The organism is Burkholderia sp. Bp9140, from assembly GCF_003853425.1.
GTDB lineage: Bacteria > Pseudomonadota > Gammaproteobacteria > Burkholderiales > Burkholderiaceae > Burkholderia.
On the sequence record NZ_QTPQ01000003.1, the window covers coordinates 80,399 to 106,622 of the forward strand.

Consider the following 26,224-nt stretch of genomic DNA (forward strand, 5'->3'; position numbering starts at 1 on the left):
GCCCGCCTCTGCTTTCGCAGCCATTTCAGCCATTTGTCGGAAACCCTGCGGCGCGCCGCCGTTTCGCTTGGAATTTGAAATGATATAACATATCATTTCGCGACCTCGTCCATCCGAAACCGTTCCATCCGGGTGGCCGGGCTACGCCGAGTCATCTCCCAACGGGTCACTACGCGCCGCAGATGCAACAATATATCGTATCCAGCCTTGACCCGCATGGCTCGCTTTCCGATCCGATTCCAACGATTCACCGACCATGCGCGACCTCCCTCGTCTACCGCTTCGCCCGCTCTCGCCCGTTTCGCTGATGCTGTTCGCCGCCGTCGCGCACGCGCAGGCCGATACGCCCGCCCCGTCGACACCGGCGCAGACCACGCCGCTCGCGCCGATCTTCGTGACCGCGAACCCGCTCGGCGACACCGAGCTGATCGCGCCGACCGCGCAACTGTCCGGCGACGCGCTGACGCGCCGCCAGGCCGACTCGCTCGGCGAGACGCTCAACGGCCTGCCCGGCGTGTCGACCACCACCTACGGGCCGATGGTCGGCCGCCCGATCATCCGCGGGATGGACGGCGACCGGATCCGGCTGCTGCAGAACGGCGTCGCCGCGTACGACGCGTCGTCGCTGTCGTACGACCATGCGGTGCCGCAGGACCCGCTGTCGATCGAACGCGTCGAGATCGTGCGCGGACCGGCCGCGCTGCTGTACGGCGGCAACGCGGTCGGCGGCGTCGTCAACACGATCGACAACCGGATTCCGCGCGAAGCGATCGAAGGCGTGACGGGCGCGCTCGACGCGCGCTACGGCGGCGCGAACTCGGTGCGGGCGGGCGCGGCACAGGTCGAGGGCGGCAACGGCCGCTTCGCGTTCCATGTCGACGCTTTCGATCGCGAAACGAGCAAGCTGCGGATTCCCGGCTACGCACGCAGCAGCCAGCAACGCGCGATCGACGGGCCCGACACGCCGCAACCGTCCGGCAACGTACCGAACAGCGACGGCCGCGTGCACGGCGGCGCGCTCGGCGCGTCGTACACGTGGGCCGACGGTTTCGCGGGCCTGTCGTACAGCGGCTACGAGTCGAACTACGGCTCCGTCGCCGAGGACGACGTGCGCCTGCGGATGCGCCAGGAACGCCTCGCGTTCGCGTCCGAGGTACGCAACCTGAGCGGCCCGTTCACGAAGCTGAAGTTCGACTTCGCGTACACCGACTATCGCCACAAGGAAGTCGACAACGGCGAGACGGCGACCACCTTCCGCAACCGCGGCTACGAGGCGCGCATCGAGGCGCGGCATCGCAGGATCGGGCCGTTCGAAGGCGCGATCGGCGTGCAGTTCGGCCAGAACACGTTCTCGGCGCTCGGCGACGAAATGCTCGTGCCGTCCACGCGCACGAACAGCGTCGCGCTGTTCGGTCTCGAGGAATGGCAGGTCGTCCCGGCGCTGAAGCTGAGCCTCGGCGGGCGCTTCGAGCACGTGAAGGTCGATCCCGATCCGGCCGGCGTCGAGAAATTCGCGGGCGCGCAGCCGCGCGACTTCAACGCCGGCAGCGTATCGGCCGGCGCGCTGTTCTCGCTGACGCCCGTGTGGTCGGTCGCGGCGAACGTCGCCTACACGGAGCGCGCGCCGACCTTCTACGAGCTGTACTCGAACGGGCCGCACGATGCGACCGGCCAGTTCCTGATCGGCAACCCGAACGCGTCGAAGGAAAAGGCCGTGTCGACCGACCTGTCGCTGCGCTACGCGAGCGGCCCGAACCGCGGCAGCGTCGGCGTGTTCTACAACCGCTTCTCGAACTACCTGGCCGAGTACAACACGGGCCGCGTCGTGAACGACGACGGCGAGCCGGTCGCGCCCGGCGCCGACGGTACGCTCAACGAAGCGATCTATCGCGGCGTGCGGGCCGAGTTCTACGGCGTCGAACTCGACGGCAAGTGGCGCGCGTTCTCGCGGCGCGGCCACACGGTCGACCTGGAACTGACCGCCGACTACACGCATGCACGCAACGTCGACACCGGCCAGCCGCTGCCGCGCATCGCGCCGCTGCGCGCGACGCTCGCGGCCGACTACGGCTACGGCCCGTTCGGCGCACGCGCGCAGGTCACGCACGCGTGGTCGCAGCACCGCGTGCCCGACAACGACTTCTCGACGGACGGCTATACGACGCTCGGCGTGATGCTGAGTTACAAATTCCGCGTCGGCGCGACGCACTGGCTCGCGTATCTGCGCGGCGACAACCTGACGAACCAGGAGATCCGCTATGCGACCTCGGTCGTGCGCGGCTTCGCGCCGGAAGGCGGCCGCAGCGTGATGGCCGGCCTGCGCACGACGTTCTGATCGCCGGACGGCCCGCGGCGCGGTCGCGGGCCGGTTCTGTCGGGCGAAGATCCGCACGCCCGTTTCACGGAGTCGAATCGCGCACAAATAAAAACCAATGACCAGACAATTTGAGTGGCCGCCCCGAATTTATTAAATTCCGGCAAAAAATCGGTTTCCAAATCCGCGTATGAACGCGAGAATCATCGGTGATTCCCGAGCCTTTATCCGAATCTGAAATACTTTCCTTCTCGTGAATGGGCCCGGACTTGCGCCGCGCGGCGCTGCCCTGGGTTCCTTCGCGACACGCCCACGTCGTCATGCCCAGTACGCCGAGTGGCAAACCTTCCGGACTGACCGCTAGGAGGCTGTGCATCAAGAACCCGCGTTCATTGCCACCGGAACAGCGCCCCAAACCATCTGTGGCAGGCAGATGCGTCAAGTTGAATTCGGTTGTGGGGACGGATAGCGCGGACGCCGTAGGCGTCCTTTCCGGCGGCTGAGTGCGGCGCTTTCTGCTGTTCGATGTATTTGCGGACGATTTCGATAGGCGTTCCGCCACTGCTTCCGGCAAAGTAATACGGAGACCACAGCGCACCGCCCCACAACTTTTTGCGAATGCTGGGGTAGCGCTTCTGCCGGATCATGCGACTTGAGACGCCTTTGAGGCTGTTCACCAGCGACGACACAGAAACCTTGGGCGGGTAGTTCGCCAGCAGGTGTACATAGTCATCCTCACCATCGAACTCCACCCGTTCGGATTCGAAATCCCGGCATACGCTGGCGAAAATGCCGCGCATGTCGTTCAGAATTTCCGTGGTGAACACGTCGCGCCGGTATTTGGTCACGAAGACCCTATGCGCATGCATCAGAAAGACGCAATGGCGACCACGTCGAATGGCTTGACTCTCGATTGTAGGCCAAGCATACAATGGCCCGATGCAACGACTCCAGGCTTTCAAGTTCGAACTGATGCCAAACGGTGAGCAGCAGCGCAAGATGCGCCGCTTCGCCGGGGCATGCCGGTTCGTTTTCAACAAGGCGCTGGCGTTGCAGAAGCAGAACTACGAGACGGGCGGCAAGTTCATCGGGTATGTGGCAATGGCAAAGCACCTGACGGCGTGGCACAACGGCACGGAAACGCCCTGGCTCAAAGATTCCCCGGTGCATCCGCTCCAACACGCACTCAAGAATCTGGAGCGAGCCTACAAGAACTTCTTCGCCAAGCGTGCGGCGTTCCCGCGCTTCAAGAAGAAAGGGCACAGCGACAGCTTCCGCTACCCCGACTCGAAGCAGATCAAGCTCGATCAGGTCAACAACCGCATCTTTCTGCCCAAGCTTGGCTGGCTCCGTTATCGCAACAGTCGGGATGTGTTGGGCGAAGTGCGTAATGCCACCGTGTCGCGACACGCAGGCAAATGGGTCGTGTCGATTCAGACCGCGCGTGAAGTCACGCAGCCGGTGCCACTGGCCACCAGCGCGATCGGCGTCGACCTGGGCATCGCACGGTTTGCCACCCTGAGCGACGGCAGCTTTCTCGCGCCGCTCAATAGCTTCAAGCGGCACGAAGCCCGGCTGCGCCACGCGCAGCAGGCGATGAGCCGAAAGGTCAAGTTCAGCAACAACTGGAAGAAGGCAAAGGCCCGCATCCAGCGTATCCATGCCGGCATCGGCAACGCTCGCCGCGACTACCTGCACAAAGCCACGACCACGATCAGCAAAAACCACGCGATGGTGTGCATCGAGGACTTGCAGGTACGCAACATGTCGAGGTCGGCGGCTGGCAGCCCCGATGCGCCGGGCAAAAACGTTCGGGCCAAGTCCGGCCTGAACAAAGCCATCCTCGATCAGGGGTGGTTCGAATTTCGTCGTCAGCTGGACTATAAGCTGGCGTGGAACGGCGGCTGGCTCATCGCCGTGCCGCCGGCCAATACGAGTCGCACGTGTCCGGTCTGCGAATACGTGAGCGCGGAAAACCGGCAGACGCAGGCCGTATTCCGCTGTGTCGGGTGCGGGCATGAGGACCATGCCGATGTGGTCGGTGCGATCAACATACTGGCGCGGGGACACCGCGTTGCAGCCTGTGGAGAGCTGGTGCAGTCGGGCCGCTCCGTGAAGCAGGAACCCACCGAGGCGATCTGAGATAAGCATCATCGTTTCAGACGCGGTAGGAATCTCCCGCCTTCAGGCGGGGGAGGATGTCAACCCGGTCATGCACTTTTAAATCAGCCGAATGACGAGTATGCTTAAAAAAGCACTCCATGTTCGAACGGCGAATCGCGTGCCCTGATTCCCGTCCGCTCGTATCGCGGCCCCATCGCGCCTCGCGTCGATGGTGGCGTCCGCCTCGCGCCCTGGCCGCACGAACCTTCCCCAACCATTCGCAGGAGAGCTGGTGAGCCGACTCGTCGTCGTATCCAATCGCATCGCAGATCCCCGTAAAGCCGCGGCAGGCGGGCTTGCCGTGGCCGTGAAAGACAGCCTGCAGGAATCGGGCGGCGTCTGGTTCGGGTGGAGCGGCAGGCTGCGCGGTGAAGGCGAGCATCCCACGCACGGCGATGATGTGCAGATCCAGAACGTCGGCGGCATCCAGCTCGCGACGATCGATCTCGATCCGCAGGATTACGACGCGTACTACCTCGGCTACTCGAACAACGTGCTGTGGCCGGTGTTCCATTACCGGCTCGATCTTGCACAGTTCGACCGGCGTTTCGCGGACGGCTACCGGCGCGTGAACCAGCTGTTCGCGCGCAAGCTGAGCACGCTGCTGCGCCCCGACGACACCGTCTGGGTCCACGACTACCAGCTGATTCCGCTCGCCGCCGAGCTGCGCGCGATGGGTTGCACGAATCCGATCGGCTTCTTCCTGCACATTCCGATGCCGCCGCCGCCGATCATGGCCGCGATTCCGGAGCACGAGTGGCTGATGCGCTCGCTGTTCGCGTACGACCTGGTCGGCTTCCAGACCGAATCGGACCTGCTCCACTTCGAGCACTACGTCGAAGCCGAAGCCGGCGCCGCGCGGCTGCCGGACGGCCGCCTGCGTGCGTTCGGCCGCACGCTGTCGGCCGGTGCGTTCCCGATCGGCATCAACGTCGACGAATTCGCGGCGCTCGCGGAGAATCGCGACGGCATCGACATGTTCGAGCGCATGCGCGACGAGTATTCGCGCCGCCAGCTGCTCGTCGGCGTCGACCGGCTCGACTACACGAAGGGGCTGCCGCAGCGCGTGCACGCGTTCCGGCAGTTGCTCGAACAGTATCCGGAGAACCGCGACCGCGCGACGCTGATCCAGATCGCCGCGCCGAGCCGCGAGGATCTCGGCGCATACGACGACCTGCGGCGCGAGATGGACAGCCTGTGCGGCGCGATCAACGGCGACTACGGCGAACTCGAATGGATGCCGATGCGCTACATCCACCGTACGGTCGCGCGCAAGCGCTTGCCGGGGCTCTACCGCGCGAGCCGCGTCGCGCTCGTCACGCCGCTGCGCGACGGGATGAACCTGGTCGCGAAGGAGTTTCTCGCCGCGCAGGACGAGGCCGACCCGGGCGTGCTCGTGCTGTCGCGTTTCGCTGGCGCGGCCGAGCAGCTGAAGTCCGCGCTGCTCGTCAACCCTTACGACACGCAGGGCACCGCGCAGGCGATCCAGCGCGCGCTCACGATGCCGCTCGAGGAACGCCGACAGCGTCACGACGCGCTGATGGCGATCGTGCGCAAGACCGACGTGCACTGGTGGCGCACGCGCTTTCTCGACGCGCTCGCCGAAGCGGCGGAAGTCGCCGCCGCGACCGAGTCCTGACGCACGCTCACACGCCGGTCCGCTCGCGGTCGAGCACCGCGCCGTTCACGTCCTGCACCACCACCGAGATCGGAATGCCTTCGCGCATGCTCTCGGTCACCACGCAATAGGCATCGAACCGGTCGAGCACGCGCGTCGCCGCCGCGAGATCGGCCCACGCCTTGCCGACCGACAGCGTCACGGCCATCGCGCCTACCCGCACTCTACCCGCCTCGTTCTGCACCATGTCGACGTCGATATGCGCGGTGACCGGCTGCGGATCGGCGCGCTGTTTCTCGAGCGTGAACAACAGGCTCGCCGCGAGGCAGCTCGCGACCGCCGCGGCCAGCAGCCGGACGGGGTTCGGACCGCGCCCGGCGCCGAGCGGCGGCGGTTCGTCGGTGAGCACCGGCGAAAGATCGGTGCCGGCAAACGTGACTTCGAAACTGAAACGCGCATGCTGCGCGACATCGACCGATACGTGCGCCTCGCTCATGGCGACTCCGGGACGGGAAAGCGGAACAGGACGGCCGGCGCAACACCGCTCCGGCAAGGTTGAATCGCAGCGACGGTGCGACCGGTCGCGGCCGCCCGCGGCTGCGCGCGCGATCCGCGCTTCAGCGCTCGGGTTCGCGCGGCGGCCCGTATGCGACGAAATCGCGCTCGACCGCCGACGCCTGCTCCGGCGCATTCGCGCCCGCGCACGGCGCGCGATCGGTCATGGACGGCACGGACGCGGGCTCCTCGCGTCCGTCGATCAGCGCCTGCAACGCATCGCGTTCGAGCACCTCGCGCTCGAGCAACCGCCGCGCGATCCGCTCGAGCGCGTCGCGACGTTCGCCGAGCGTCGCCGCGACGCGCGCATGCGCATCGGTCAGCAGCGCATGCACCTCGTCGTCGATCATCCGCGCGGTGTGCTCGCTGCAGCGGCCCTCGCCTGCATGCCATACCCCCGGGATGCCGGTGCGTGCCTCGCCGTCGTCGAAGCTCACGAGCCCGATCTTCTCGCTCATCCCGTACTGCATGACCATGTGGCGCGCCATCGCGGTCGCGCGTTCGAGATCGTTCTGCGCGCCCGTCGACACGTCGCCGAACACGAGCTCTTCGGCAACGCGCCCGCCGAGCAGCGCATCGATGCGATCGAGCAACTCGCTGCGGCGCAGGACGTAGCGATCCTCGGTCGGCACCTGCTGCGTGTAGCCGAGCGCCGCCACGCCGCGCGGAATGATCGACACCTTCTTGACCGGATCGCAGTGCGCGCGGCTTTCCGCGACGAGTGCATGGCCGGCTTCGTGATACGCGATCGTCAGCTTTTCCTGCGCGTTCATCACGCGGCTCTTGCGCTCGAGTCCCGTGATCGCGCGATCGATCGCCTCGTCGAAGTCATCCATCCCGATCGCCGGCTTGCCGAGTTCGGCCGCATGCAGCGCGGCCTCGTTGACGACGTTCGCGAGATCGGCGCCGACAAAACCCGGCGTGCGCGACGCGAGTTCGCCAAGGTCGACGTCGGCCGCGAGCTTCACGTGCTTCACGTGCACGCCGAGGATCTGGCGGCGCCCGTTCACGTCGGGCCGGTCGATCGCGATGTGCCGGTCGAAGCGGCCCGGGCGCAGCAGCGCCGGATCGAGAATCTCCGGCCGGTTGGTCGCGGCCATGATGATCACGCCGGAGCCGGCCTGGAAGCCGTCCATCTCGACGAGCAGCTGGTTGAGCGTCTGCTCGCGCTCGTCGTTGCCCGACATCGGGCCGACGCCGCGCACCTTGCCGAGCGCATCGAGCTCGTCGACGAACACGATGCACGGCGCCTTCTGCTGCGCCTGCTCGAACAGGTCGCGCACGCGCGCTGCGCCGACACCGACGAACATCTCGACGAACGCCGAGCCGCTGATCGAGAAGAACGGCACGGCCGCCTCGCCGGCCACCGCACGCGCGAGCAGCGTCTTGCCGGTGCCGGGCGCGCCGACCACGAGCACGCCTTTCGGGATCTTGCCGCCGAGACGCTGGTAGCGATCGGGGTTGCGCAGGAACGCGACGATCTGCTGCAGCTCGGCCTTCGCTTCGTCGATGCCCGCGATGTCGTCGAACGTGATGCCGGTTTCCTGCTGCACGTACACGCGTGCGCGGCTCTTGCCCATCCCGGTGAAATCCTGCAGCCCGCCACGCTTGCGCAGCATCAGGTTCCAGATGAACACGAACGCGACGAGCGGCACCAGCCACGACGCGAGCGACGTGATCCAGCCGGTGTCGGACGTGCCGTGAAAACGGATGCCGGCGGCGGTCAGCGTGTCGATCAGCTGCGGGTCGGTCACGCGATTGGTGGCGAAGCGCGACGGCGCGCCGTCCGCCTTCACGGCCGCTGCTTCGGATGCCGGCAGCATCGCGCCGGCCTGCGGCATCGTCAGCGTGCCCGTGATCGACGTCGCGCCGATCTCGAGATCGTCGACGAGCCGCGCGGCGACGAGCCGATGGAAGTCGCTGTACGCGATCAACGTCGACGCCGGACGCAGCATCAGCAACTGCGCGGCGAACAGCACGAAGAAGCCCGCCGCGATCAGCAATCCTGCGTAGTCGAATTTCCTGTCCATGGCATCGGGCCGGCCGGTCACGCCGTGCGGCGCGCGCTTATGCGTGCCCGCGCGCGCGACCGGCGCGCGGCATCGGCAGCCACGCGCACCCGGAATGCATCCGCGCCATCGTCGCCTCGTTTCGTCGCATGAAAGACACCGCGAAGGCGCCGCCGGGCGCCATTCGCGCGGACAGCGCGCCGTAACGCGCCACCCGTGATTCAAGTCTAGTTCGCGCGCACGCGTCGCGCATCGTCCGACAAATACCTTTCATCGACGCCGCCGTGCGCGTTATAGTCGCGTTCGTGACATTTTTGTGACAACCAGCATCGCCGCCCCCGCGCGCGACGCCGGCTGTTGCGTCCCGTCCCCTCGTCGCGGCAGGCTGTGCGACGCGGCCGCGCATCGAACGACAACCGCCCATTCGAGGAGCACACGACGTGAACGACATCCCCGATCGCCCCGACGACCTTCCCGTTGATCCCAACCGCCGCCGCATGCTCGGCGGCCTCGCCGCGCTCGGCGCGGGCGTCGCGCTCGGCGGCTGCGAGACCACGCCGGGCAGCACGCCGCGCTCCGCCGCCGATCTGCGGCTCGACGAAGCACTGCACCGGCAGGTGCGCCACATCGTCGTGATCTATGCGGAGAACCGCAGCTTCACGAACCTGTACGGCGATTTCCCGGGCGTGCAATATCCGCTGAGCGAGGTGCGGCCCGAGCACGCGCGGCAGCTCGATCGCGACGGCAAGACGCCGCTGCCGGTACTGCCGAAGATCTGGGGCGGGCTCGTGCCGCGGGCGCAGGAAGTCGACGGCAAGCGCTACGCAATCGCCGAGCGCGACCTCGACACGCTGCCGAACGCGCCGTTCCGGATCGCCGACGCGCAGGGCAAGCCGCTGCCGAACAGCGTGATCACGCGCGACCTGTGGCACCGCTTCTACCAGAACCAGATGCAGATCGCCGGCGGCCGCAACGACCAGTTCGCCGCGTGGGCCGATTCCGGCGGCCTCGTGATGGGCCACTACCGCAATTCCGCCGACACGCTGCGGCTGTGGAGCCTCGCGCGGCAATACACGCTGTGCGACAACTTCTTCATGGCGGCCTTCGGCGGCTCGTGGCTGAACCACCTGTTCCTGATCTCCGCGCAGCCGCCGCGCTATCCGGACGCGCACCGGCATCCGCATGCGGTGAAGCTGCTGTCGAAGCTCGACGGCGACGATCCGGCCGGCACGCGGCTGGCGCTCGCCGCCGATTCGCCGGCGTCCGCGCTCGACGGCCCGCCGAAGTTCGCGGTCGACGGCCCGCTGACGCCGGACGGCTACGGCGTCAACACGATGGCGCCGCCGTACCAGCCGAGCTACGTGCCGCCGGCCGATCCGGGCAACGCCGCGTATGCCGATCCGGCCGACCATCGCGTGATGCCGCCGCAGGGCTACGCGACGATCGGCGACCGCCTGTCGGAGAAGAACGTCGACTGGGCGTGGTACAGCGGCGCGTGGCAGTACGCGCTCGAGCACCGCGACACGGGCACCGTGCCCGATTTCCAGTACCACCACCAGCCGTTCAACTACTTCGCGAACTACGCGCCGGGCACCGACGCACGCCGCAAGCACCTGCGCGACGCAGGCCTCGGCGACGAACCGTCGACCAACCGCTTCATCGCCGACATCGACGCAGGCCGCCTGCCGGCCGTCACGTTCTACAAGCCGCAGGGCAACCTGAACATGCACGCGGGCTATGCGGACGTCGAATCCGGCGATCGGCACATCGCGAACGTGATCGAGCGCATCCGGCGCGGCCCGCAGTGGGCGAACACCGTGATCGTGATGACGCACGACGAGAACGGCGGCTGGTGGGATCACGTCGCGCCGCCGGCCGGCGATCGCTGGGGCCCCGGCTCGCGGATTCCGGCGCTCGTGATCTCGCCGTTCGCGAAGCAGGGCTACGTCGATCACACGATGTACGACACGAACTCGATCCTGCGCTTCATCAGCCGCGTGCACGGGCTCGCGCCGCTCGACGGCGTCGCCGCGCGCGACAAGGCGTTCGCGTCGCGCGGCGCAACGCCGCCGGGCGACCTGACGCACGCGCTCGATCTCGGCTGACGGCTCATTGACGACCACCTGACGTTCGCCTGCAACGACGCCGCCCCGGTGCAACGCGGTTGCCCGGGGCGGCGTCGTTTTCCGCACAAAGCAGCGCAACGTTACGCGGCGCTGCGCAACACCTCGCTCGCCGCACGCGCGGCGTGACGGCCGGCCTGCCGGCCGAAGAAGGTCGCATCGGCCAGCGACAATCCCGAGCTGTACCCGGCGCCCCAGCGCGGCAGCCCGCAGGTCGTGCGGCCGGCCGCGTAGAGGCCCGCCACCGGCGCGCGCGCCGCGTCGAGCACCTGCCCGGTCGGCCGTGTATCGAGCCCGCCCAGCGTGAAATGCGGGTAGAACGCGAAATCGATCCGGCAATCGAGCGCGACGAACGGCGGCTCGATCAGCGGCTTCAGCCACTTTTTCGCCTTGTGGAACAGCGGATCGGCGCCTTCGGCCGCGTGGCGGTTGTAGACGTCGATGGTCGCCGTCAGCGTGCCGGCCGGCATCCGCAGGTCGCGCTCGACTTCTTCCCACGTCTCGCCCGCCGCGGCGATGCCGATCCGCGCGATCACGGGCGGCTCCTGGTAGACCGCCTGGTCGACCAGCAGGTAGATCCGGTCGTCGGCCTGGTGGAACGCGTGATGGCCGGTGCGGCCGTGATAGCCGTCCTCGTTGATGAAGCGCTGGCCGCGCGCGTTCACGAAGATCCCGTGGATCAACGATTCGGGCGCATAGAACGGCAGGCTCACGAAGCCCTGGTCCATGTGGATCGCGGCACCGCCCGCGCTCTGGCCGAGCAGGATGCCCGAACCGTCGTCGCCGGGGCTGCCGATCGGCTCGTCCGAGCGCAGGAACTGCGGCGCATGCCTGCGCACCATGTCGCGGTTCATCGCGAAGCCGCCCGCGCACAGGATCACCGCGCGGCGCGCGCGCACGCATGCCGTCTCGCCGTACGCGCGCAGCACGACGCCGCGCACCGCGCCTGCATCGTCGACGATCAGCGCCAGTGCGCGCGTGTCGTAGCGCGTCGATACGCCGAGCGCCTGCGCGCGCTCGGCCAGCACGCGCATCAGCATCTGCCCGCCGCCCCAGCCCGGCCATTGCGGCGTGTGGCCGCGCGGGCACGGCTTCGCGGCCTCGCTGAACGGCCAGGCTTCCTCGCTGCCCGACCAGATCAGGCAGTCGTCGGTTTCCGGTTCGACGATCCGTTCGGCGATGAACGTGTTCTTGTACGTGAGGCCCTGCGCGACAAGCCAGTCGTGATGCGCGAGACTTTCGTTCGCATAGAGGCGCACCTTCGCTTCGTCCGCGTCACGGCCGCCCGCGAGCATCAGGTAGCGGTACAGGTCCTCGGTGTCGTCGCTGAAGCCGGCCTGCCGCTGTGCGGGCGTGCCGCCGCTGCCGCCGAGGTAGATCTCGCCGCCGGACAGCGCGCTCGTGCCGCCGTAGCTCGACGCGCGCTCGACGATCAGCGTGTCGGCGCCGGCGCCCGCGGCTTCGATCGCCGCGCATGCGCCGGCCGCGCCGAAGCCGACGATCACGACGTCGTGTTCTGCGTCCCAGCGATGCACGTCGCGGACGTTCAGGGGGCGGGTCAGGGAATAGTCGGATGACATGTGGCCAATGGGTCGGGGTGAAGGGAATCGGTGAAAGGCGGCGGCCGGGGCGCTGCACCGCCGGGCAGGCAGCCCGACACGGACAGCGGCGCGTGGCCGATGCGAACGCTCGAGGGCGCATGCGAGGCGCGCTCGGTGTCGTGGGCGGGAAAGTCGAACGACAACCGGAAACCGGACGGGCAGCCCGCACGCGCCGGGCGACACGCAGCGCGTGTATCGCGGCGCTCGACCAGGGCCGTCCGTCCGGACGCCGCCGCACGACAGCTTCGAGGCGGCGTCGCAGTGACGTCGAAGCGGCCGCGCCCGCGTTACATGCCGCGCAACGCGGCGAAGCCGAAGTGCGAAGGATCGATCGGCACGCAACCGGTCGGCAGGCCGTTCGGGTCGACCGAACGGCATTGGAGGATGCCGGCCGCATACGGCGGCGACGGGACCTGATCGGCTCCGTATCGCGCCATCGCCATGGCCGCGAACGTGCCCGTCGCCAGTACGCACAGCTTGCGAGTCGTCAGTCTCATGATCGTCGTCCCCTCCGGTTGGCCGCTGTCGCGGTTCGTGTCCGGCGTGCTGGCCACAGGCAAACAGGCGGCGGCACCGGATGACTGCACGGTAGCCAGCGCCGGCCCGCCGGCCATCGTCCATTTCGATTAGGGGCAAACACGAAGCGGGCTTCGCGCGACGTGCCGCGTCGCAGCAACCCGCCATGATCGAGCCGCCGGACGGATCCGGAAACTGCCTGCCGCGGCCGGTCGCGATTGGCCATGCCATCGTCGGACGAATGCCGCACCTTCGTCGCCGCATCGCACCATCGGGCGATGCGACGCCGTCGATCACGGTGTTTTCCCCGATCCTCACCCTGCTCCGTATGGATGATGAGGATCGATCGGTCCGATGCGAACCTGCGCGTCGACGTCGCAATGCCGCCGTGTCCGCGCTCGCGGCGCGGCCGGGTCTTTCCGTTCATTCACGGGAGTACGCATGACCGATTCGAATCCCCGCCACGCGCTGTACGAACTCGCCTGCCGCTACGCGCAAGCCGTCGACCGGCGCGACTGGCCGCGCCTCGCCACCCTCTTCACCGCCGACGCGCAGCTCGACGGCCCCGGTTTCCGCTTCGACGACCGCGACGCGATCGTCGCCGGGATGAGCGTGATCGAGCGCTACGAGACGACCCAGCATCACGTGCACAACCAACTCGTCACGCTCGATGGCGGCGAGGCCGCGGTCGAGACCTACGGCGTCGCGTGCCACGTGTACGTGCGCGACGGCGTGAAGCGCAAGCTCGACTGGGGGCTACGCTATCGCGACCGCTGTGTGTTCGACGGCGGCACGTGGCGCTTCGCCGCGCGCACGCTGCACGTCGACTGGTCGCAGGACCTGCCGCTGGAGGGCTGAACGATGCGCGCTTCCCTTCCCCTCGCCGGCCGCACCGCGCTCGTCACCGGTGGCGCAGGCGGCATCGGCGCAGCATGCGCGCAGGCGCTCGCCGCCGACGGTGCGGCCGTCGTGCTGATGGGCCGCCGCCGCGACGCACTCGAACGCACGCAGCGGCACCTGACCGACGCGGTGCCCGGCAGCCGCGTCGCGATCCACCCCGGCGACGCGTGCGACGACGGCGACCTGCAGGCCGCGCTGGATACCGCGTGGGCGCTCGACGGCCGTCTCGACATCGTCGTGCCGACCGTCGGCGGCGCCGGGTTCCGGCCGCTGCTGATGCACGACGCCGACAGCTTCCGCACCGAGATCGACCTGAACCTGCACAGCGCGTTCACCGCGATCCGCCGCGCCGCGCCGCGGCTCGCCGACAGCGGCGGCGGCACGATCGTCTGCATCTCGTCGACGGCCGCGCACATCAATTTCCGCTGGCTTACCGCGTACTGCACCGCGAAGGCCGCGCTCGAGGCGCTGGTGCGCGGCGCGGCCGAGGAGCTGGCCGGCGCCAAGATCCGCGTAAACGCGGTGCGGCCGGGCCTCACGCGCTCCGAAGCCACCGCGCCGATGTTCGACAACCCCGCGCTGGTCGACAGCTTCCTCGAACAGATTCCGCTCGGCACGCTCGGCGAACCGGACGCGATCGCGCAGGCGGTGCGCTATCTCGCGGGCCCCGAGTCGGGCTGGGTCACCGGGCAGAGCTTCGCGGTCGACGGCGGTCACGAACTGCGCACCAACCCGCGCGTCGACGACACGATCGCGCGGATCTACGGCACGGCCGCGCTCGACGCGGTCAAGGCCGGCCGTGCGCCGGGTGCCGCATGAGCGAGCGCCTTTCCTTCAACCACAACGGAACACGACCGACCATGAATCGAGTCGCAAACAAGGTCGCGCTGATCACCGGCGCGGCGAGCGGCGTCGGCCGCGCGGATGCGCTGCTGCTGGCCGCCGAAGGCGCGCGTGTCGTGCTGACCGATATCGACGAGGACGCAGGCCGCGCGCTGGCGCGCGAGATCGGCGACGCGGCGCTGTTCGTGCATCAGGACATCGCCGACGAGGACGGCTGGCGGCACGCGATCGCGTCGACGCTCGAGCGCTTCGGCCGCCTCGACGTACTCGTCAACAACGCGGCGATCTGCCCGGCCGGCTCGATCGAGGACACGAGCCTCGACACGTGGCGGCGCGTGCTGCGCGTGAACGCGGACGGCTACTTCCTCGGCTGCAAGTACGCGATCGGAGCGATGAAGCACAACGACACGCCGGGCTCGATCGTGATGATGTCGTCGGTCGCCGCGCTCGGCGGTTTGCCGATGATGTGCGCGTACACGGGCTCGAAAGGCGCGGTGACGGCGCTCGCGCGCAGCGTCGCCGTGCACTGCAGGCGCAGCGGCTACCGGATCCGCTGCAACTCGATCCACCCGGACGGCATCTGGACGCCGATGACGCAGGCGCTGATGCCCGGCCTCGATCCGGCCGAACTTGGTATCGGCAACGATCCGATGGCGCGCATGTGCGATCCGCAAGACGTCGCGAATCTCGTGCTGTTCCTCGCATCCGACGAATCGCGCTTCGTGAACGGCGCGGAACTGCGGATCGACAACGCGCAGCTGGTGTCGTCGCTGTGACGCGGCTCACGGCTTTCCCGTTCGAAGGAGTGTTCAGATGATTTCATTCACCGGCAAGTCCGTGCTGGTCACCGGCGGCGGCGCAGGCATCGGCCGCGCGTGCGCGGAAGCGTTCGGCGCGGCGGGCGCGCGCGTCGCGGTGGCCGAAAGCGACCCCGCACGCGCGCAGGACGTGCGCCAGGCCCTCGAAGCCGCCGGCGTCGACGCGCTCGTCGGCACCGTGGACGTCACGCGCCGCGACGCCGTCGACGCATTCGCGCGAACCATCGACGCGCGCTTCGGCGGCCTCGACGTGCTCGTCAACAACGTCGGCGACTTCCTGCAGATCGCGAAGCCGTTCGACGACCATACCGACGACGACATCGCGCGGCTGTTCGACGTGAACCTGCGCCAGGTGTTCGTCGTCACGCGCGCGATGCTGCCGTTGCTGCGCAAGCGCGGCGCGGGCAGCAGCATCGTCGGCGTGTCGTCGATCGAGGGCTTCCGCGCGATTCCGAACTGCACCGTCTATGCGTCGTTCAAGGCCGCGCTGACCGGCTTCACTAAAAGCCTCGCGCTCGAACTCGGGCCGGCCGGCATCCGCGTGAACCAGATCGCGCCGGAAACCACCGAGACGCCGCAGGTGCCGGTCAGCGCGATGGTCGCGGCCGAGCATCGCGAGCACATTCCGCGCTGGATTCCGCTCGGACGCTTCGGTGCGGCCGGCGACATCGCGGGCGCCGCGCTGTTTCTTGCAAGCCCGCTCGCCGCGTGGGTCACCGGCACGACGCTGCACGTGGACGGCGGCGCACTCGCCGCAGCCGGCTGGTATCGCGACCCGAACGGCTTCTGGACCAACCTGCCGGTCGTCACCGGCAACGGCTTCAATTTCTGAGCCGCGGTCGATCCGCGCGGCTTCATTCGTTCAATCATCGGTTCAATTCGAGCGGCGCACCTGCGCCGCCACCGGAGACATCATGAAGATCCTGATCATCGGCGGTACCGGCCTCATCGGCGGCCACACCGCCTTGCATCTGCGCGCGCAAGGCAACGACGTGACGCTCGCCGCGCGCAAGCCGCCGGCGCCGGGCAGCGCGCTCGCGCCGTTCGACCTGCTGCTGCGCGACTACGTGGCGGGCAACTTCACGCGCGACGATCTCGCACCGTTCGACGCGGTCGTGTTCGCGGCCGGCAACGACATTCGCCACCTGCCGCCCGGCACCGACGAAGCCGCGCACTGGGAACGCGCGAACGTCGCCGCGGTGCCGCGCTTCTTCGCGCTCGCGCGCGACGCGGGCGTGAAGCGCGCGGTGCTGGTCGGCAGCTTCTATCCGCAGGTCGCGCCGGCGCTCGTCGACACCGTGCCGTACGTGCGCTCGCGCCATCTCGCCGACGAACGCGTGCGCGCGCTCGCGTCGGCGTCGTTCGCCGTGTGCAGCGTCAATGCGCCGTTCGTCGTCGGGTCGGTGCCGGGGCTGCGCAACGAGATGTTCGCCGCATACACGGGCTATGCGCAGGGCAAGCTCGCCGGGCTGCCGGTGTACGGGCCGGCCGGCGGCAGCAACTTCATCTCGACGCAATCGCTGTCGGAGGCGATCTGGGGCGCGCTGCAACGCGGCGAATCGGGCAAGGCCTATCTCGTCGGCGACGAGAACCTGAGCTTCGCCGACTACTTCGCGGCCTTCTTCCGCGCGGCCGGCAATCCGCGGCCGGTGCCGTCGCTCGACCAGGAGCATCCGCTGCTGCCGGACATCGCGATCTATACGGGGCGCGGCAACGTCGTGTCGTACGAGCCGGATCCGGCCGATCTCGCGCTGCTGCGCTACCGGCGCGGCGACGTGCAGCGCGCGGTCGACGAAGTCGTCGCGCAGTGCGGCGCGTAAGCACACGGCCAGCGCGGCACGCGCCACGCTGAAACCGGGCACAAACGACAACGTCCCGCCGCCGGCGAGGCATGCCGGCGGCGGGACGTCGATGCCGCCACGTCGTGACGTCGATGCGGTGCGTCAGCCGCCGATGCGCTGTTCGATCTTCTTCATCGTATCGGTCAGCTCGGTCGGCAGACGCAGCTTCAGCATGTCGAACAGCGCCGCATGCAGCTTCAGCTCCTCGCGCCATTCGCCGGCGTTCATCGACGTCACCGCATCGAACTGCTCGCGCGTGAAGTCGAGCCCGTCCCAGTGCAGGTCGTCATACGCCGGCGACACACCGAACGCATGTTCGCCGCCGCCGCCGTTGCCTTCGAGGCGATCGAGCATCCACTTCAGCACGCGCATGTTCTCGCCGAAGCCCGGCCACACGAACTTGCCGTTCGCGTCCTTGCGGAACCAGTTCACGCAGTAGATCTTCGGCAGCGTTGCGCCCGCGCCTTCGAGCTGCTTGCCGAGCGTCAGCCAGTGCGCGAAATAATCGCTCATGTTGTAGCCGCAGAACGGCAGCATCGCGAACGGGTCGCGGCGCACGATGCCTTGCTGGCCGACGGCCGCGGCAGTCGTCTCCGAGCCCATCGTCGCGGCCATGTACACGCCTTCGACCCAGTCGCGCGCCTCGGTCACGAGCGGCACGGTCGTCGAACGGCGGCCGCCGAAGATGAACGCGTCGATCGGCACGCCGGCCGGGTTTTCCCAGTCCGCGTCGATCGACGGGCATTGCGACGCCGGCGCCGTGAAGCGCGAGTTCGGGTGCGCCGCCTTGCGGCCGGTCTCCTTGCCGATTTCCGGCGTCCACGGGTTGCCTTGCCAGTCGGTCAGCTTCGCAGGCGGCGTATCGGTCAGGCCTTCCCACCACACGTCGCCGTCTTCGGTCAGCGCCACGTTCGTGAAGATCACGTTTTCCTTCAGCGTCGAGATCGCGTTCGGATTGGTCTTCACGCCGGTGCCGGGTGCGACGCCGAAGAAGCCGGCTTCCGGGTTGATCGCGTACAGACGGCCGTCGCGGCCCGGCTTCAGCCATGCGATGTCGTCGCCGATCGTCGTGACCTTCCAGCCGTCGAAGCCCTGCGGCGGAATCAGCATCGCGAAATTGGTCTTGCCGCACGCGGACGGGAACGCCGCCGCCACGTGATACTTCTTGCCGGCCGGCGACGTCACGCCGAGGATCAGCATGTGCTCGGCGAGCCAGCCCTGGTCGCGGCCCATCGTCGACGCGATGCGCAGCGCGAAGCACTTCTTGCCGAGCAGCGCGTTGCCGCCGTAGCCGGAACCGAAGCTCCAGATCTCGCGCGTGTCGGGGAAATGCACGATGTACTTGACCGGGTTGCACGGCCACCGCACGTCCTTCTGGCCCGCCTCGAGCGGATGGCCGACGCTGTGCACGCACGGCACGAATTCGCCGTCGTCGCCGAGCACGTCGTAGACCTCGCGGCCCATGCGCGTCATGATCCGCATGTTCACGGCCACGTACGGGCTGTCAGACAGCTCGACGCCTACATGCGCGATCGGCGAGCCGAGCGGCCCCATCGAGAACGGCACGACATACAGCGTGCGGCCGCGCATCGCGCCGCGGAACAGGCCGTTCAGCGTCTCGCGCATTTCTTCCGGCGCGATCCAGTTGTTGGTCGGGCCGACGTCGTCGGGCGATTGCGTGCAGATGAACGTGCGATCCTCGACGCGCGCGACGTCGGACGGATCGGACTGCGCGAGATACGAGTTCGGGCGCTTCGCCGGGTTCAGGCGCGTGAGCGTGCCCTGGTCGACCATCGCCTGGCACAGCGCGTCGTTCTCTTCCTGCGAGCCATCGCACCATACGACGCGCTCGGGCTCCGTGAGCGCCGCGATGCGCGATACCCAGTCGATCAGTTTGCGATGCTTGACGAAGGCCGGGGGAGCGATCAGCGGGCCGTGCGTCGCTTCGGCCAAGGAGTTTTGCGACATGGAAATGTCTCCAGATTATCGGGCGGGGATGGGGGATGCGGGGCGGGCCCGCGAGATGGGGAATGCGATCGGAGCGCAGGTTGAAGCGACGCGCAAGGCGGGACGCGCGAGCGGAGCGCGTGTCGATGCCGCGATGCGGGCGAGAGAATGTGATGTCTCGTATGAACGTGCGAACGCGAGTTTCGCCATGCAAGCAACCTGCCGTACAACTCCATGCCGGCCAGCATACCATCGCCGATATCGGGCGGGCGTTGCGTTGCAACAAGAAACAACTGTGACGATGCACCGGCATGCGGCTTGCCGGCACGTCCGTTTTACTGCGCCTTCAGGTGCGCTTTGGGGACGAAACCGCTGGAAGGTCCGTCCGGCAAGGGTTTCGCGAACGCGGAAATTTCGGCGCGCCGCGTTCGCATGCGAGGCACCCGAACGGTCGCGGCCCGAATTCGCGTTTTCGCTACTCAGGCAAACCCTGAATTAGGTTGCGTACACAAACATCCGTCGCGAATGCGTTGTGTGCGCTACCGCTCAAAACGGCGCGCCCGGCAATCCGGGGTAATACGCGCCTGCCGCCATCCCGCCGTCGACGGACAGCTCGGCGCCGTTGCAGTACGACGCTTCGTCGCTGGCGAGGAACAGCGTCGCTCGCGCGATTTCGTCAGGCAAGCCGACGCGCTGCAGCGGCACGTGCGTGTAGTGCCGGTTGACCTCGTCGAGCTGTGCGCCGGTCGGGTTCGACATCGCCGTGTTCACGCCGCCCGGATGGATCGAATTCACGCGCACGCCCTGGTGACCGAGTTCGAGCGCCGCGACCTTCGTCAGTCCGCGCACGCCCCATTTGCTCGATACGTAGGCGGCCAGCGCATTCACGCCGCGCAGCCCGTCCACCGACGAAATGTTGACGATCGACCCGCGCTTTTGCGCGATCATGCGCGGCGCGACCGTGCGGATGCCGACGAACGTGCCGACGAGATTGATCGATACCGCACGCTCGAAATCGCGCTTCGACAATTCGGTGATGCTGCCGAACATCAGCACGGCAGCGTTGTTGACGAGCACGTCGATGCGGCCGAACTGCTCGACGGTCGCATCGGCGACGCGCGCCCAGTTCGCTTCGTCGGCCACGTCGAGCCGCATGAAGCGCGCCGCGTCGCCGAGCTCGCGCGCGAGCGACTCGCCTTGCGCGTCGAGCACGTCGCCGATCACGACGCGCGCGCCCTCCTCGACGAACAGCCTGCATGTCGCCGCGCCCATCCCGCGCGCGCCGCCCGTGACGATCGCCACCTTCCCTTCCAGTCGACCCATGTCGTTCTCTCCTCGATGCTTTCCGATTCCGGTTTGCCGGCCGCGACGCGCGGAATGGCGCATGCGTGCCGGCTCTCGATTGGCGATGCCGCGATGCGGCCGTCGCGCGTTCGCCGTCAGCCCCAGTACGCCTGCCCGCCGTCGAGCGGCAGCGTCGCGCCCGTCAGGTACGCGGCATCGCGACTCGCGAGAAACACGATCGCGCGCCCGATGTCCTGCTCGCAGTCACCGACGCGCCCCAGCGGGATCGTGCGGAAGAACGCCGCGGCTTCGTCCGGATGCGCGTCGACCCAGCCCTTCAGCCCCGGCGACAGCGCATGCGGCGCGACCGCGTTCACGCGAATGCCGTCGGCGCCCCATTCGCATGCCGCCGCACGCGTGAGCGCGCGAATCGCTTCCTTGGTCGCCGCGTAGGCGCCGTAGCCCGACGCATCCCAGCGCACCGCGGCGGACGACGCGAAATTGACGATCACGCCATCGCCCTTCAGGTGCGGATGGCATGCACGCATCATCCGCAGCGTCGCGATCGGCCCCGATTCGAGGCCCGCGAGAAAATCCGCGTCGGACACGTCGAGCAGGCGGCCGAGCGGCACGACCTGCGCGTTGTTGATCAGGATCTGCACGCCGCGAAAGCGCTCGACGACCGCATCGACGCATTGCGCGATCTGCGCGGCGTCCATCACGTCGCACACGAACGGCTCCGCGACACCGCCGCGCGCGCGGATCGCGTCGCAGGTCGCGACCAGCTTGTCGCGCGTGCGCCCGACCACGGCCACTCGCGCGCCTTCGGCCGCGAGCGCCTGCGCGACGCCTTGCCCGACGCCCTGCCCCGCGCCCGTGACGAGCGCGACCTTGCCTTCGAGGATGCCCATGCGCGCACCTCAGGCGACGATCGCCGGATGGGCCTGCACGGGCCCGCCGAGCAATTCGCGATACGACGGCGGTTGCTTGCCGTCGAGATCCGCGATGCCGTACCGCAGCGCGGCTTCCGCGCCGACCAGCACCTGCCCGGACAACGCCATGCGCCGCGGATCTGCGTGGATCGCCTGGATCACGCGGCCGGTGAATTCCGGGCTTTCGGCGACGAGCGAGAATTCCTTGTACAGGTCCGGATGCTCGTCCCACACGCGCGTCGTGCGCTCGGTGCGCAGCGGGCCCATCCAGATCGACACGGCCGCGACGTCGAACGGCTTCAGGTCGACGGCCATGTCCTTCGCGAACTTGTCGACGCCGGACTTCTGCGCGCCGTACGCGGCACCGTGCATGTAGCAGCTCGCGCCGAACGACGACGTGAACGCGATCAGCCCGCTGCGGCGCTTCGCCATCAGCGGCGCCGCATGCCAGCTCGCGACGTACGCGGAGCGCAGCCCGACGTCGAGGATGTTCACGAGCTCGAGCGACTTCTCCCAGAACGGGCCCGGCAGGATCAGCTGGTCGTGCAGGCAGGTCGCGTTGTTGACGAGGAGGTCGAGCCGCCCGCTTTCACGCTCGACGCGCTCGAACAGCGCCTTCACCTGTGCGTCGTCCGCGTGGTCGCACGCGACCGCGATCCCGCGGCCACCGAGCGCGTCGATCTCGCGCGCGGTCTCGTGGATCGTGCCGGGCAGCGGTGCGTCGCCTTCGTGCTGCGAGCGGCCGGTCACGTAGACGGTCATGCCGGCCGCGCCGAGCGCGCGCGCGATACCCTTGCCCGCGCCGCGCGACGCGCCCGTCACGACGGCGACCGGCGCCTCGTGGTTCTGTGTCATGTTCGATGTCTCCTGGGGGTGTTCTCAATCGACGCGGGTGGTACGCGCCCTCACGCGGCAGGCGGCTGCGCGCCGGCGAACAGCACGCCCGGCGCATCGCCGTCGTAGCGGGCGGACAGCGTCGACGTGACGACGCAGCGCGTGGCCGCGATCTTCCATTCGCCGTCCACCTTCCGGTATTCGTCGTCATAGGTCGCGCCGAGCTGCGTGAGCGTGTGCGCGCGGGTGTCGAGCATCTGGTAATGCAGGCCCCACGTGCCGTGCGCATGCGTGTCGTCGAGCACGGTGATGTCGGGATTCACGCCGTGGTGCATCTCGACGATGTGCGGGTGGCAGCCGAGCCGCTCGAACACGTCGACGAGCGCGTCGCGGTGGTCGAACGTGCCGATCCGGCCGTAGTCGATGTGCACGGTGCCGGGTGCGAAGCAGTCGCGCATTCCCTGCGGGTCCTTCCGGTCGCAGCACGTGAAGTAGCGGGCCTTCAGGCGGCGGATCGCGTCGGCGTCCTCGAGCCTGCGCACGCGCACTTCCATTCGTTCGATCGGGGTCATGCCGTCTCCTTGATCTCGTGTGCGCGGATCGAAGCCGCGTCGACGCCACGTTACAGGCGCACGAGATGCCGGCCATCACCTGTTTGGATGAACTCGACGATCCGTATCGACGGACGTGAACGCAGCGGTTGCGGCGTTCGTCCGAACAGACGATGTGACGCAGGCGGCTTCGTTCCTACCATCGGACGACACCACCACGAGATATGGCGATGGACGAGACGACCCGCACGCTCCACGAATACGAGCAGATCCGCCAGCTGAAATACCGGTATTTCCGCGCGGTCGACACGCACGACTGGTCGCTGCTCGCGCAATGCCTGACCGAGGACTGCGAAGCGCGTTTGTACGGCGGCCGCTATGCGTACGACGGCCGCGACGCATTCGTGTCGAGCCTGCGCGAGCTGATCGGCAAGCCGACCTTCCTGACGATGCACCACGGCCATCACCCCGAGCTCACGCTGGTGTCCGCCGATCACGCATGCGGCGTGTGGTTTCTCGAGGATCACGCGATCAATCTCGAGGACGACTACCTGCTGCACGGCGCCGCGTTCTACGACGACCAGTACGTGAAGCGCGACGGCGTGTGGCGCATTCACGCGACGCGCCACGAGCGGCTGTTCGAAACCGTCACGTCGCCGATTCCGCCGTCGTTCACGCTGACCGCGAACCGCTTCGCACCGGGCGCGCATGACGCGGCCCATTCCACCGACTCGACCGGTTCGGCCGTCAGCGCTGCCTGAAACCCGGCGGCGGTGCCGCCGATCCTGTCATTCCCCCTGGAGCTGGAGCAATGGAAAAAGTCATTTACGTGTTGTGGCGCGATGCGCAGGCCGCGCCCGAGCCGTGGAGCCGCGGCGTGCGCGCGCAGCTCGCCGACCAGCTGCTGTCGCTCGGCGCGCACGGCGTGCAGGTCAACGTCGCCGATGCCGATGTCGCACCGGCCGCCGGCCTGAAGCAGACCAACACGCACCCGGGCATCGACGGGATCGTCGCGGTATGGATCGACAGCGCGAACGCGATGTTCCGCCAGCCGTTCGACGACGCGGTGCGTGCGGTCGTCCCGCACATGGCCGCGTATCTCGTCACCGAGTCGCAGCCGATTCCGAACACGCGCTTTCCGGCGCGCCCCGGCGAGCGCACGAGCGGCTTCTCGCAGCTCGCGTTCCTGAAGCGCCCGCCGCGTCTCACGCGCGAAGCGTGGCTCGACGTGTGGCACGGCCATCACACGCGCGTCGCGATCGATACGCAGGACAATTTCCTGTACGTGCAGAACGTGGTCGTGCGCGCGCTCACGCATGCGGCGCCCGGCTACGACGCGATTGTCGAGGAGTGCTTCCCGGCCGCGGCGATGACCGATCCGCATGCGTTCTTCGATGCGGTCGGTGATGACGGGAAATTCCAGCGCAACGTCGCCGAGATGATGGACAGCTGCGGACGCTTCATCGATTTCGACAAGATCGACGTGGTGCCGACGAGCCAGTACGTCGTGAAGGCGGTGCGTGGATAACGCGCGGCGATCGCGCGGATAAATAAAAAAACGCCAACCCGTAACGGGTTGGCGTTCTGCTTCGATTGCGACGGTGCTCAGAACTGGTTCATCGTGTTGTCCTTGCCCGCCGCCTTCAGCGCTGCGTCGCCGCTGAAGTATTCCTTGTGGTCGTCGCCGATATCCGAGCCGGACATGTTCTGGTGCTTGACGCACGCGATGCCCTGGCGGATTTCCTTGCGCTGCACGCCGGCCACGTAACCGAGCATGCCCTGGTCGCCGAAGTATTCCTTCGCGAGGTTGTCGGTCGACAGCGCAGCCGTGTGATACGTCGGCAGCGTGATCAGGTGATGGAAGATGCCTGCTTCACGCGATGCATCGGCCTGGAACGTACGGATCTTCTCGTCGGCGAGCTTGGCCAGTTCCGTCTCGTCGTACTCGACGCTCATCAGCTGCGCACGGTCGTATGCCGACACGTCCTTGCCCGCTGCCTTCATCGCGTCGTACGCCTGCTGACGGAAGTTCAGCGTCCAGTTGAACGACGGGCTGTTGTTGTACACCAGCTTCGCGTTCGGGATGACCTTGCGGATTTCGCTGACCATGCCGCCGATCTGCGCGATGTGCGGCTTTTCGGTTTCGATCCACAGCAGGTCGGCGCCGTTCTGCAGCGACGTGATGCAATCGAGCACGCAACGTGCCTCGCCCGAGCCGGCGCGGAACTGGAACAGGTTGCTCGGCAGGCGCTTCGGACGCAGCAGCTTGCCGTCGCGCTTGATGATGACGTCACCGTTGCCCAGCTGGTCGGCCGACAGTTCCTCGCAGTCGAGGAACGCGTTGTACTGGTCGCCCAGGTCGCCCGGCGTGCTGGTCACGGCGATCTGCTTGGTCAGGCCGGCGCCGAGCGAGTCGGTACGGGCGACGATGATGCCGTCGTCCACGCCCAGTTCCAGGAACGCGTAGCGGATCGCGCGGATCTTCGCGAGGAAGTCCTCGTGCGGCACGGTGACCTTGCCGTCCTGGTGGCCGCACTGCTTCTCGTCGGACACCTGGTTCTCGATCTGGATGCAGCATGCGCCCGCTTCGATGAACTGCTTGGCCAGCAGGTAGGTCGCTTCCGCGTTGCCGAAACCGGCGTCGATGTCGGCGATGATCGGCACGACGTGCGTCACGTGGTTGTCGATCTTTTCCTGGATCGCGGCTTTCGCAGCGCCTTCGGCGGCGTCGAGCTGGCGGAACAGGCCGCCGAGCTCACGCGCATCGGCCTGGCGCAGGAACGTGTACAGCTCGCGGATCAGCGCGCTGACCGAGGTCTTTTCGTGCATCGACTGGTCCGGCAGCGGGCCGAACTCCGAGCGCAGCGCGGCGACCATCCAGCCCGACAGGTACAGGTAACGGCGTTCGGTGCTGTTGAAGTGCTTCTTGATGGAGATCATCTTCTGCTGGCCGATGAAGCCGTGCCAGCAACCCAGCGACTGCGTGTACTTGGCCGGATCGGCATCGTACGCGGCCATGTCGGCGCGCATGATCTTCGCGGTGTACTTCGCGATGTCCAGGCCCGTCTTGAACTTGTTCTGGGCACGCATGCGGGCGGCATACTCGGGACTGATGGCATTCCACGCGCTGCCGTGGTTTTCCTTCAAGCCAGCCACTGCCTTGATGTCGTCTTGATATTGGGACATGTCAATCTCCTGGGAACGAAGCGCATTTGAGTAAAGGGTTCAGCCTGCCCGCTCCGTGTGACGAAGCGAACTGCATGGACTCAATAGTAACGCCGGTCGACGCGCTTTCGACGCAGTCTTATATAAGACATAAGATATAAATTTCTGTTGTTTTTCAATGAGATAGACGCGTGTTTTTGCGATGCAAAA

23 protein-coding genes and 1 pseudogene are annotated in these 26,224 nt (G+C 67.6%); 13 read left to right on the plus strand and 11 right to left on the minus strand.

The features are described 5' to 3' along the window. The first annotated feature begins 307 nt into the window (after nucleotides 1-307). The gene (locus DIE21_RS03530; RefSeq protein ID WP_124496077.1) at nucleotides 308-2,335 is read left to right on the plus strand and encodes a TonB-dependent receptor; all 2,028 of its coding nucleotides are present in this window, start codon (nucleotides 308-310) and stop codon (nucleotides 2,333-2,335) included. Nucleotides 2,336-2,817: 482 nt separating this feature from the next. On the opposite strand, the pseudogene tnpA reads toward DIE21_RS03530, so the two are convergent. After that, nucleotides 2,818-3,228, minus strand: a pseudogene (gene tnpA, locus DIE21_RS03540) (IS200/IS605 family transposase); the annotation flags it as partial. Nucleotides 3,229-3,253: 25 nt separating this feature from the next. Between tnpA and DIE21_RS03545 the strand changes: the two are divergent. After that, on the plus strand, nucleotides 3,254-4,456 hold the full coding sequence (locus DIE21_RS03545) for an RNA-guided endonuclease TnpB family protein (protein WP_124496079.1): 1,203 nt from the start codon (nucleotides 3,254-3,256) through the stop codon (nucleotides 4,454-4,456). 253 nt (nucleotides 4,457-4,709) lie between these two features. Continuing rightward, a complete protein-coding gene (gene otsA, locus DIE21_RS03550; RefSeq protein ID WP_124496081.1) occupies nucleotides 4,710-6,116 on the plus strand; it encodes an alpha,alpha-trehalose-phosphate synthase (UDP-forming) in 1,407 nt (468 codons plus the stop codon). Nucleotides 6,117-6,123: 7 nt separating this feature from the next. Here otsA and DIE21_RS03555 read toward each other — a convergent pair whose 3' ends face one another. Next, nucleotides 6,124-6,591, minus strand: coding sequence for an OsmC family protein (locus DIE21_RS03555; RefSeq protein WP_124496083.1), 468 nt, complete (start codon nucleotides 6,589-6,591; stop codon nucleotides 6,124-6,126). Between the two features lie 121 nt (nucleotides 6,592-6,712). After that, nucleotides 6,713-8,680 (minus strand): ATP-dependent zinc metalloprotease FtsH, encoded by a 1,968-nt coding sequence (gene ftsH, locus DIE21_RS03560; protein ID WP_124496443.1) that lies wholly within the window; start codon nucleotides 8,678-8,680, stop codon nucleotides 6,713-6,715. Between the two features lie 419 nt (nucleotides 8,681-9,099). Here ftsH and DIE21_RS03570 point away from each other — a divergent pair, with 419 nt between their 5' ends. Continuing rightward, the gene (locus DIE21_RS03570; protein WP_124496085.1) at nucleotides 9,100-10,764 is read left to right on the plus strand and encodes an acid phosphatase; all 1,665 of its coding nucleotides are present in this window, start codon (nucleotides 9,100-9,102) and stop codon (nucleotides 10,762-10,764) included. Between the two features lie 101 nt (nucleotides 10,765-10,865). Here the strand turns inward: DIE21_RS03570 and DIE21_RS03575 are convergent, their stop codons facing one another. Further along, nucleotides 10,866-12,362 (minus strand): FAD-dependent oxidoreductase, encoded by a 1,497-nt coding sequence (locus DIE21_RS03575; protein ID WP_124496087.1) that lies wholly within the window; start codon nucleotides 12,360-12,362, stop codon nucleotides 10,866-10,868. A 308-nt stretch (nucleotides 12,363-12,670) separates the two neighbouring features. Continuing rightward, on the minus strand, nucleotides 12,671-12,880 hold the full coding sequence (locus DIE21_RS03580; protein WP_124496089.1) for a hypothetical protein: 210 nt from the start codon (nucleotides 12,878-12,880) through the stop codon (nucleotides 12,671-12,673). Here DIE21_RS03580 and DIE21_RS37620 point away from each other — a divergent pair. From DIE21_RS37620 to DIE21_RS03610, 7 genes are all read left to right on the plus strand, one after another. After that, complete coding sequence (locus DIE21_RS37620; protein ID WP_260426729.1) at nucleotides 12,879-13,013, plus strand: hypothetical protein; 135 nt, start codon at nucleotides 12,879-12,881, stop codon at nucleotides 13,011-13,013. The genes DIE21_RS03580 and DIE21_RS37620 overlap by 2 nt on opposite strands. 52 nt (nucleotides 13,014-13,065) lie before the next feature. Continuing rightward, the gene (locus DIE21_RS03585) at nucleotides 13,066-13,344 is read left to right on the plus strand and encodes a hypothetical protein (RefSeq protein WP_124496091.1); all 279 of its coding nucleotides are present in this window, start codon (nucleotides 13,066-13,068) and stop codon (nucleotides 13,342-13,344) included. Beyond that, nucleotides 13,341-13,757 carry a nuclear transport factor 2 family protein gene (locus tag DIE21_RS03590; protein ID WP_124496093.1) on the plus strand — a complete coding sequence of 139 codons (417 nt, stop codon included), beginning with the start codon at nucleotides 13,341-13,343 and terminating at the stop codon, nucleotides 13,755-13,757. The genes DIE21_RS03585 and DIE21_RS03590 overlap by 4 nt, the downstream gene beginning before the upstream one ends. 3 nt (nucleotides 13,758-13,760) lie before the next feature. Further along, nucleotides 13,761-14,618: an SDR family NAD(P)-dependent oxidoreductase gene (locus DIE21_RS03595; protein WP_124496095.1), complete on the plus strand. Its 858-nt coding sequence runs from the start codon at nucleotides 13,761-13,763 to the stop codon at nucleotides 14,616-14,618. Between the two features lie 41 nt (nucleotides 14,619-14,659). After that, the gene (locus tag DIE21_RS03600; RefSeq protein ID WP_124496097.1) at nucleotides 14,660-15,418 is read left to right on the plus strand and encodes an SDR family oxidoreductase; all 759 of its coding nucleotides are present in this window, start codon (nucleotides 14,660-14,662) and stop codon (nucleotides 15,416-15,418) included. Nucleotides 15,419-15,455: 37 nt separating this feature from the next. Continuing rightward, nucleotides 15,456-16,292, plus strand: coding sequence for an SDR family NAD(P)-dependent oxidoreductase (locus DIE21_RS03605; RefSeq protein ID WP_124496099.1), 837 nt, complete (start codon nucleotides 15,456-15,458; stop codon nucleotides 16,290-16,292). 82 nt (nucleotides 16,293-16,374) lie between these two features. Then, nucleotides 16,375-17,280, plus strand: a complete 906-nt coding sequence (locus DIE21_RS03610; protein ID WP_124496101.1) for an NAD(P)-dependent oxidoreductase — start codon at nucleotides 16,375-16,377, stop codon at nucleotides 17,278-17,280. Nucleotides 17,281-17,403: 123 nt separating this feature from the next. Here DIE21_RS03610 and DIE21_RS03615 read toward each other — a convergent pair whose 3' ends face one another. From DIE21_RS03615 to DIE21_RS03645, 5 genes are all read right to left on the minus strand, one after another. Further along, nucleotides 17,404-19,269, minus strand: a complete 1,866-nt coding sequence (locus tag DIE21_RS03615) for a phosphoenolpyruvate carboxykinase (GTP) (RefSeq protein WP_124496103.1) — start codon at nucleotides 19,267-19,269, stop codon at nucleotides 17,404-17,406. 525 nt (nucleotides 19,270-19,794) lie between these two features. Continuing rightward, nucleotides 19,795-20,571 (minus strand): glucose 1-dehydrogenase, encoded by a 777-nt coding sequence (locus DIE21_RS03630; RefSeq protein WP_124496107.1) that lies wholly within the window; start codon nucleotides 20,569-20,571, stop codon nucleotides 19,795-19,797. Nucleotides 20,572-20,687: 116 nt separating this feature from the next. Further along, entirely contained in the window at nucleotides 20,688-21,443 is a 756-nt protein-coding gene (locus DIE21_RS03635; RefSeq protein ID WP_124496109.1) for an SDR family NAD(P)-dependent oxidoreductase, read from the minus strand. Nucleotides 21,444-21,452: 9 nt separating this feature from the next. After that, the gene (locus DIE21_RS03640; RefSeq protein WP_124496111.1) at nucleotides 21,453-22,319 is read right to left on the minus strand and encodes an SDR family NAD(P)-dependent oxidoreductase; all 867 of its coding nucleotides are present in this window, start codon (nucleotides 22,317-22,319) and stop codon (nucleotides 21,453-21,455) included. A 50-nt stretch (nucleotides 22,320-22,369) separates the two neighbouring features. Beyond that, on the minus strand, nucleotides 22,370-22,870 hold the full coding sequence (locus tag DIE21_RS03645) for a nuclear transport factor 2 family protein (protein ID WP_124496113.1): 501 nt from the start codon (nucleotides 22,868-22,870) through the stop codon (nucleotides 22,370-22,372). 209 nt (nucleotides 22,871-23,079) lie between these two features. Between DIE21_RS03645 and DIE21_RS03650 the strand changes: the two genes are divergently transcribed. Then, the gene (locus DIE21_RS03650; RefSeq protein ID WP_124496115.1) at nucleotides 23,080-23,610 is read left to right on the plus strand and encodes a nuclear transport factor 2 family protein; all 531 of its coding nucleotides are present in this window, start codon (nucleotides 23,080-23,082) and stop codon (nucleotides 23,608-23,610) included. Between the two features lie 50 nt (nucleotides 23,611-23,660). After that, nucleotides 23,661-24,377 carry an EthD domain-containing protein gene (locus tag DIE21_RS03655; RefSeq protein WP_124496117.1) on the plus strand — a complete coding sequence of 239 codons (717 nt, stop codon included), beginning with the start codon at nucleotides 23,661-23,663 and terminating at the stop codon, nucleotides 24,375-24,377. Between the two features lie 77 nt (nucleotides 24,378-24,454). Here the strand turns inward: DIE21_RS03655 and DIE21_RS03660 are convergent, their stop codons facing one another. Further along, on the minus strand, nucleotides 24,455-26,035 hold the full coding sequence (locus DIE21_RS03660; RefSeq protein ID WP_124496119.1) for an isocitrate lyase: 1,581 nt from the start codon (nucleotides 26,033-26,035) through the stop codon (nucleotides 24,455-24,457). Nucleotides 26,036-26,224: the final 189 nt, after the last annotated feature.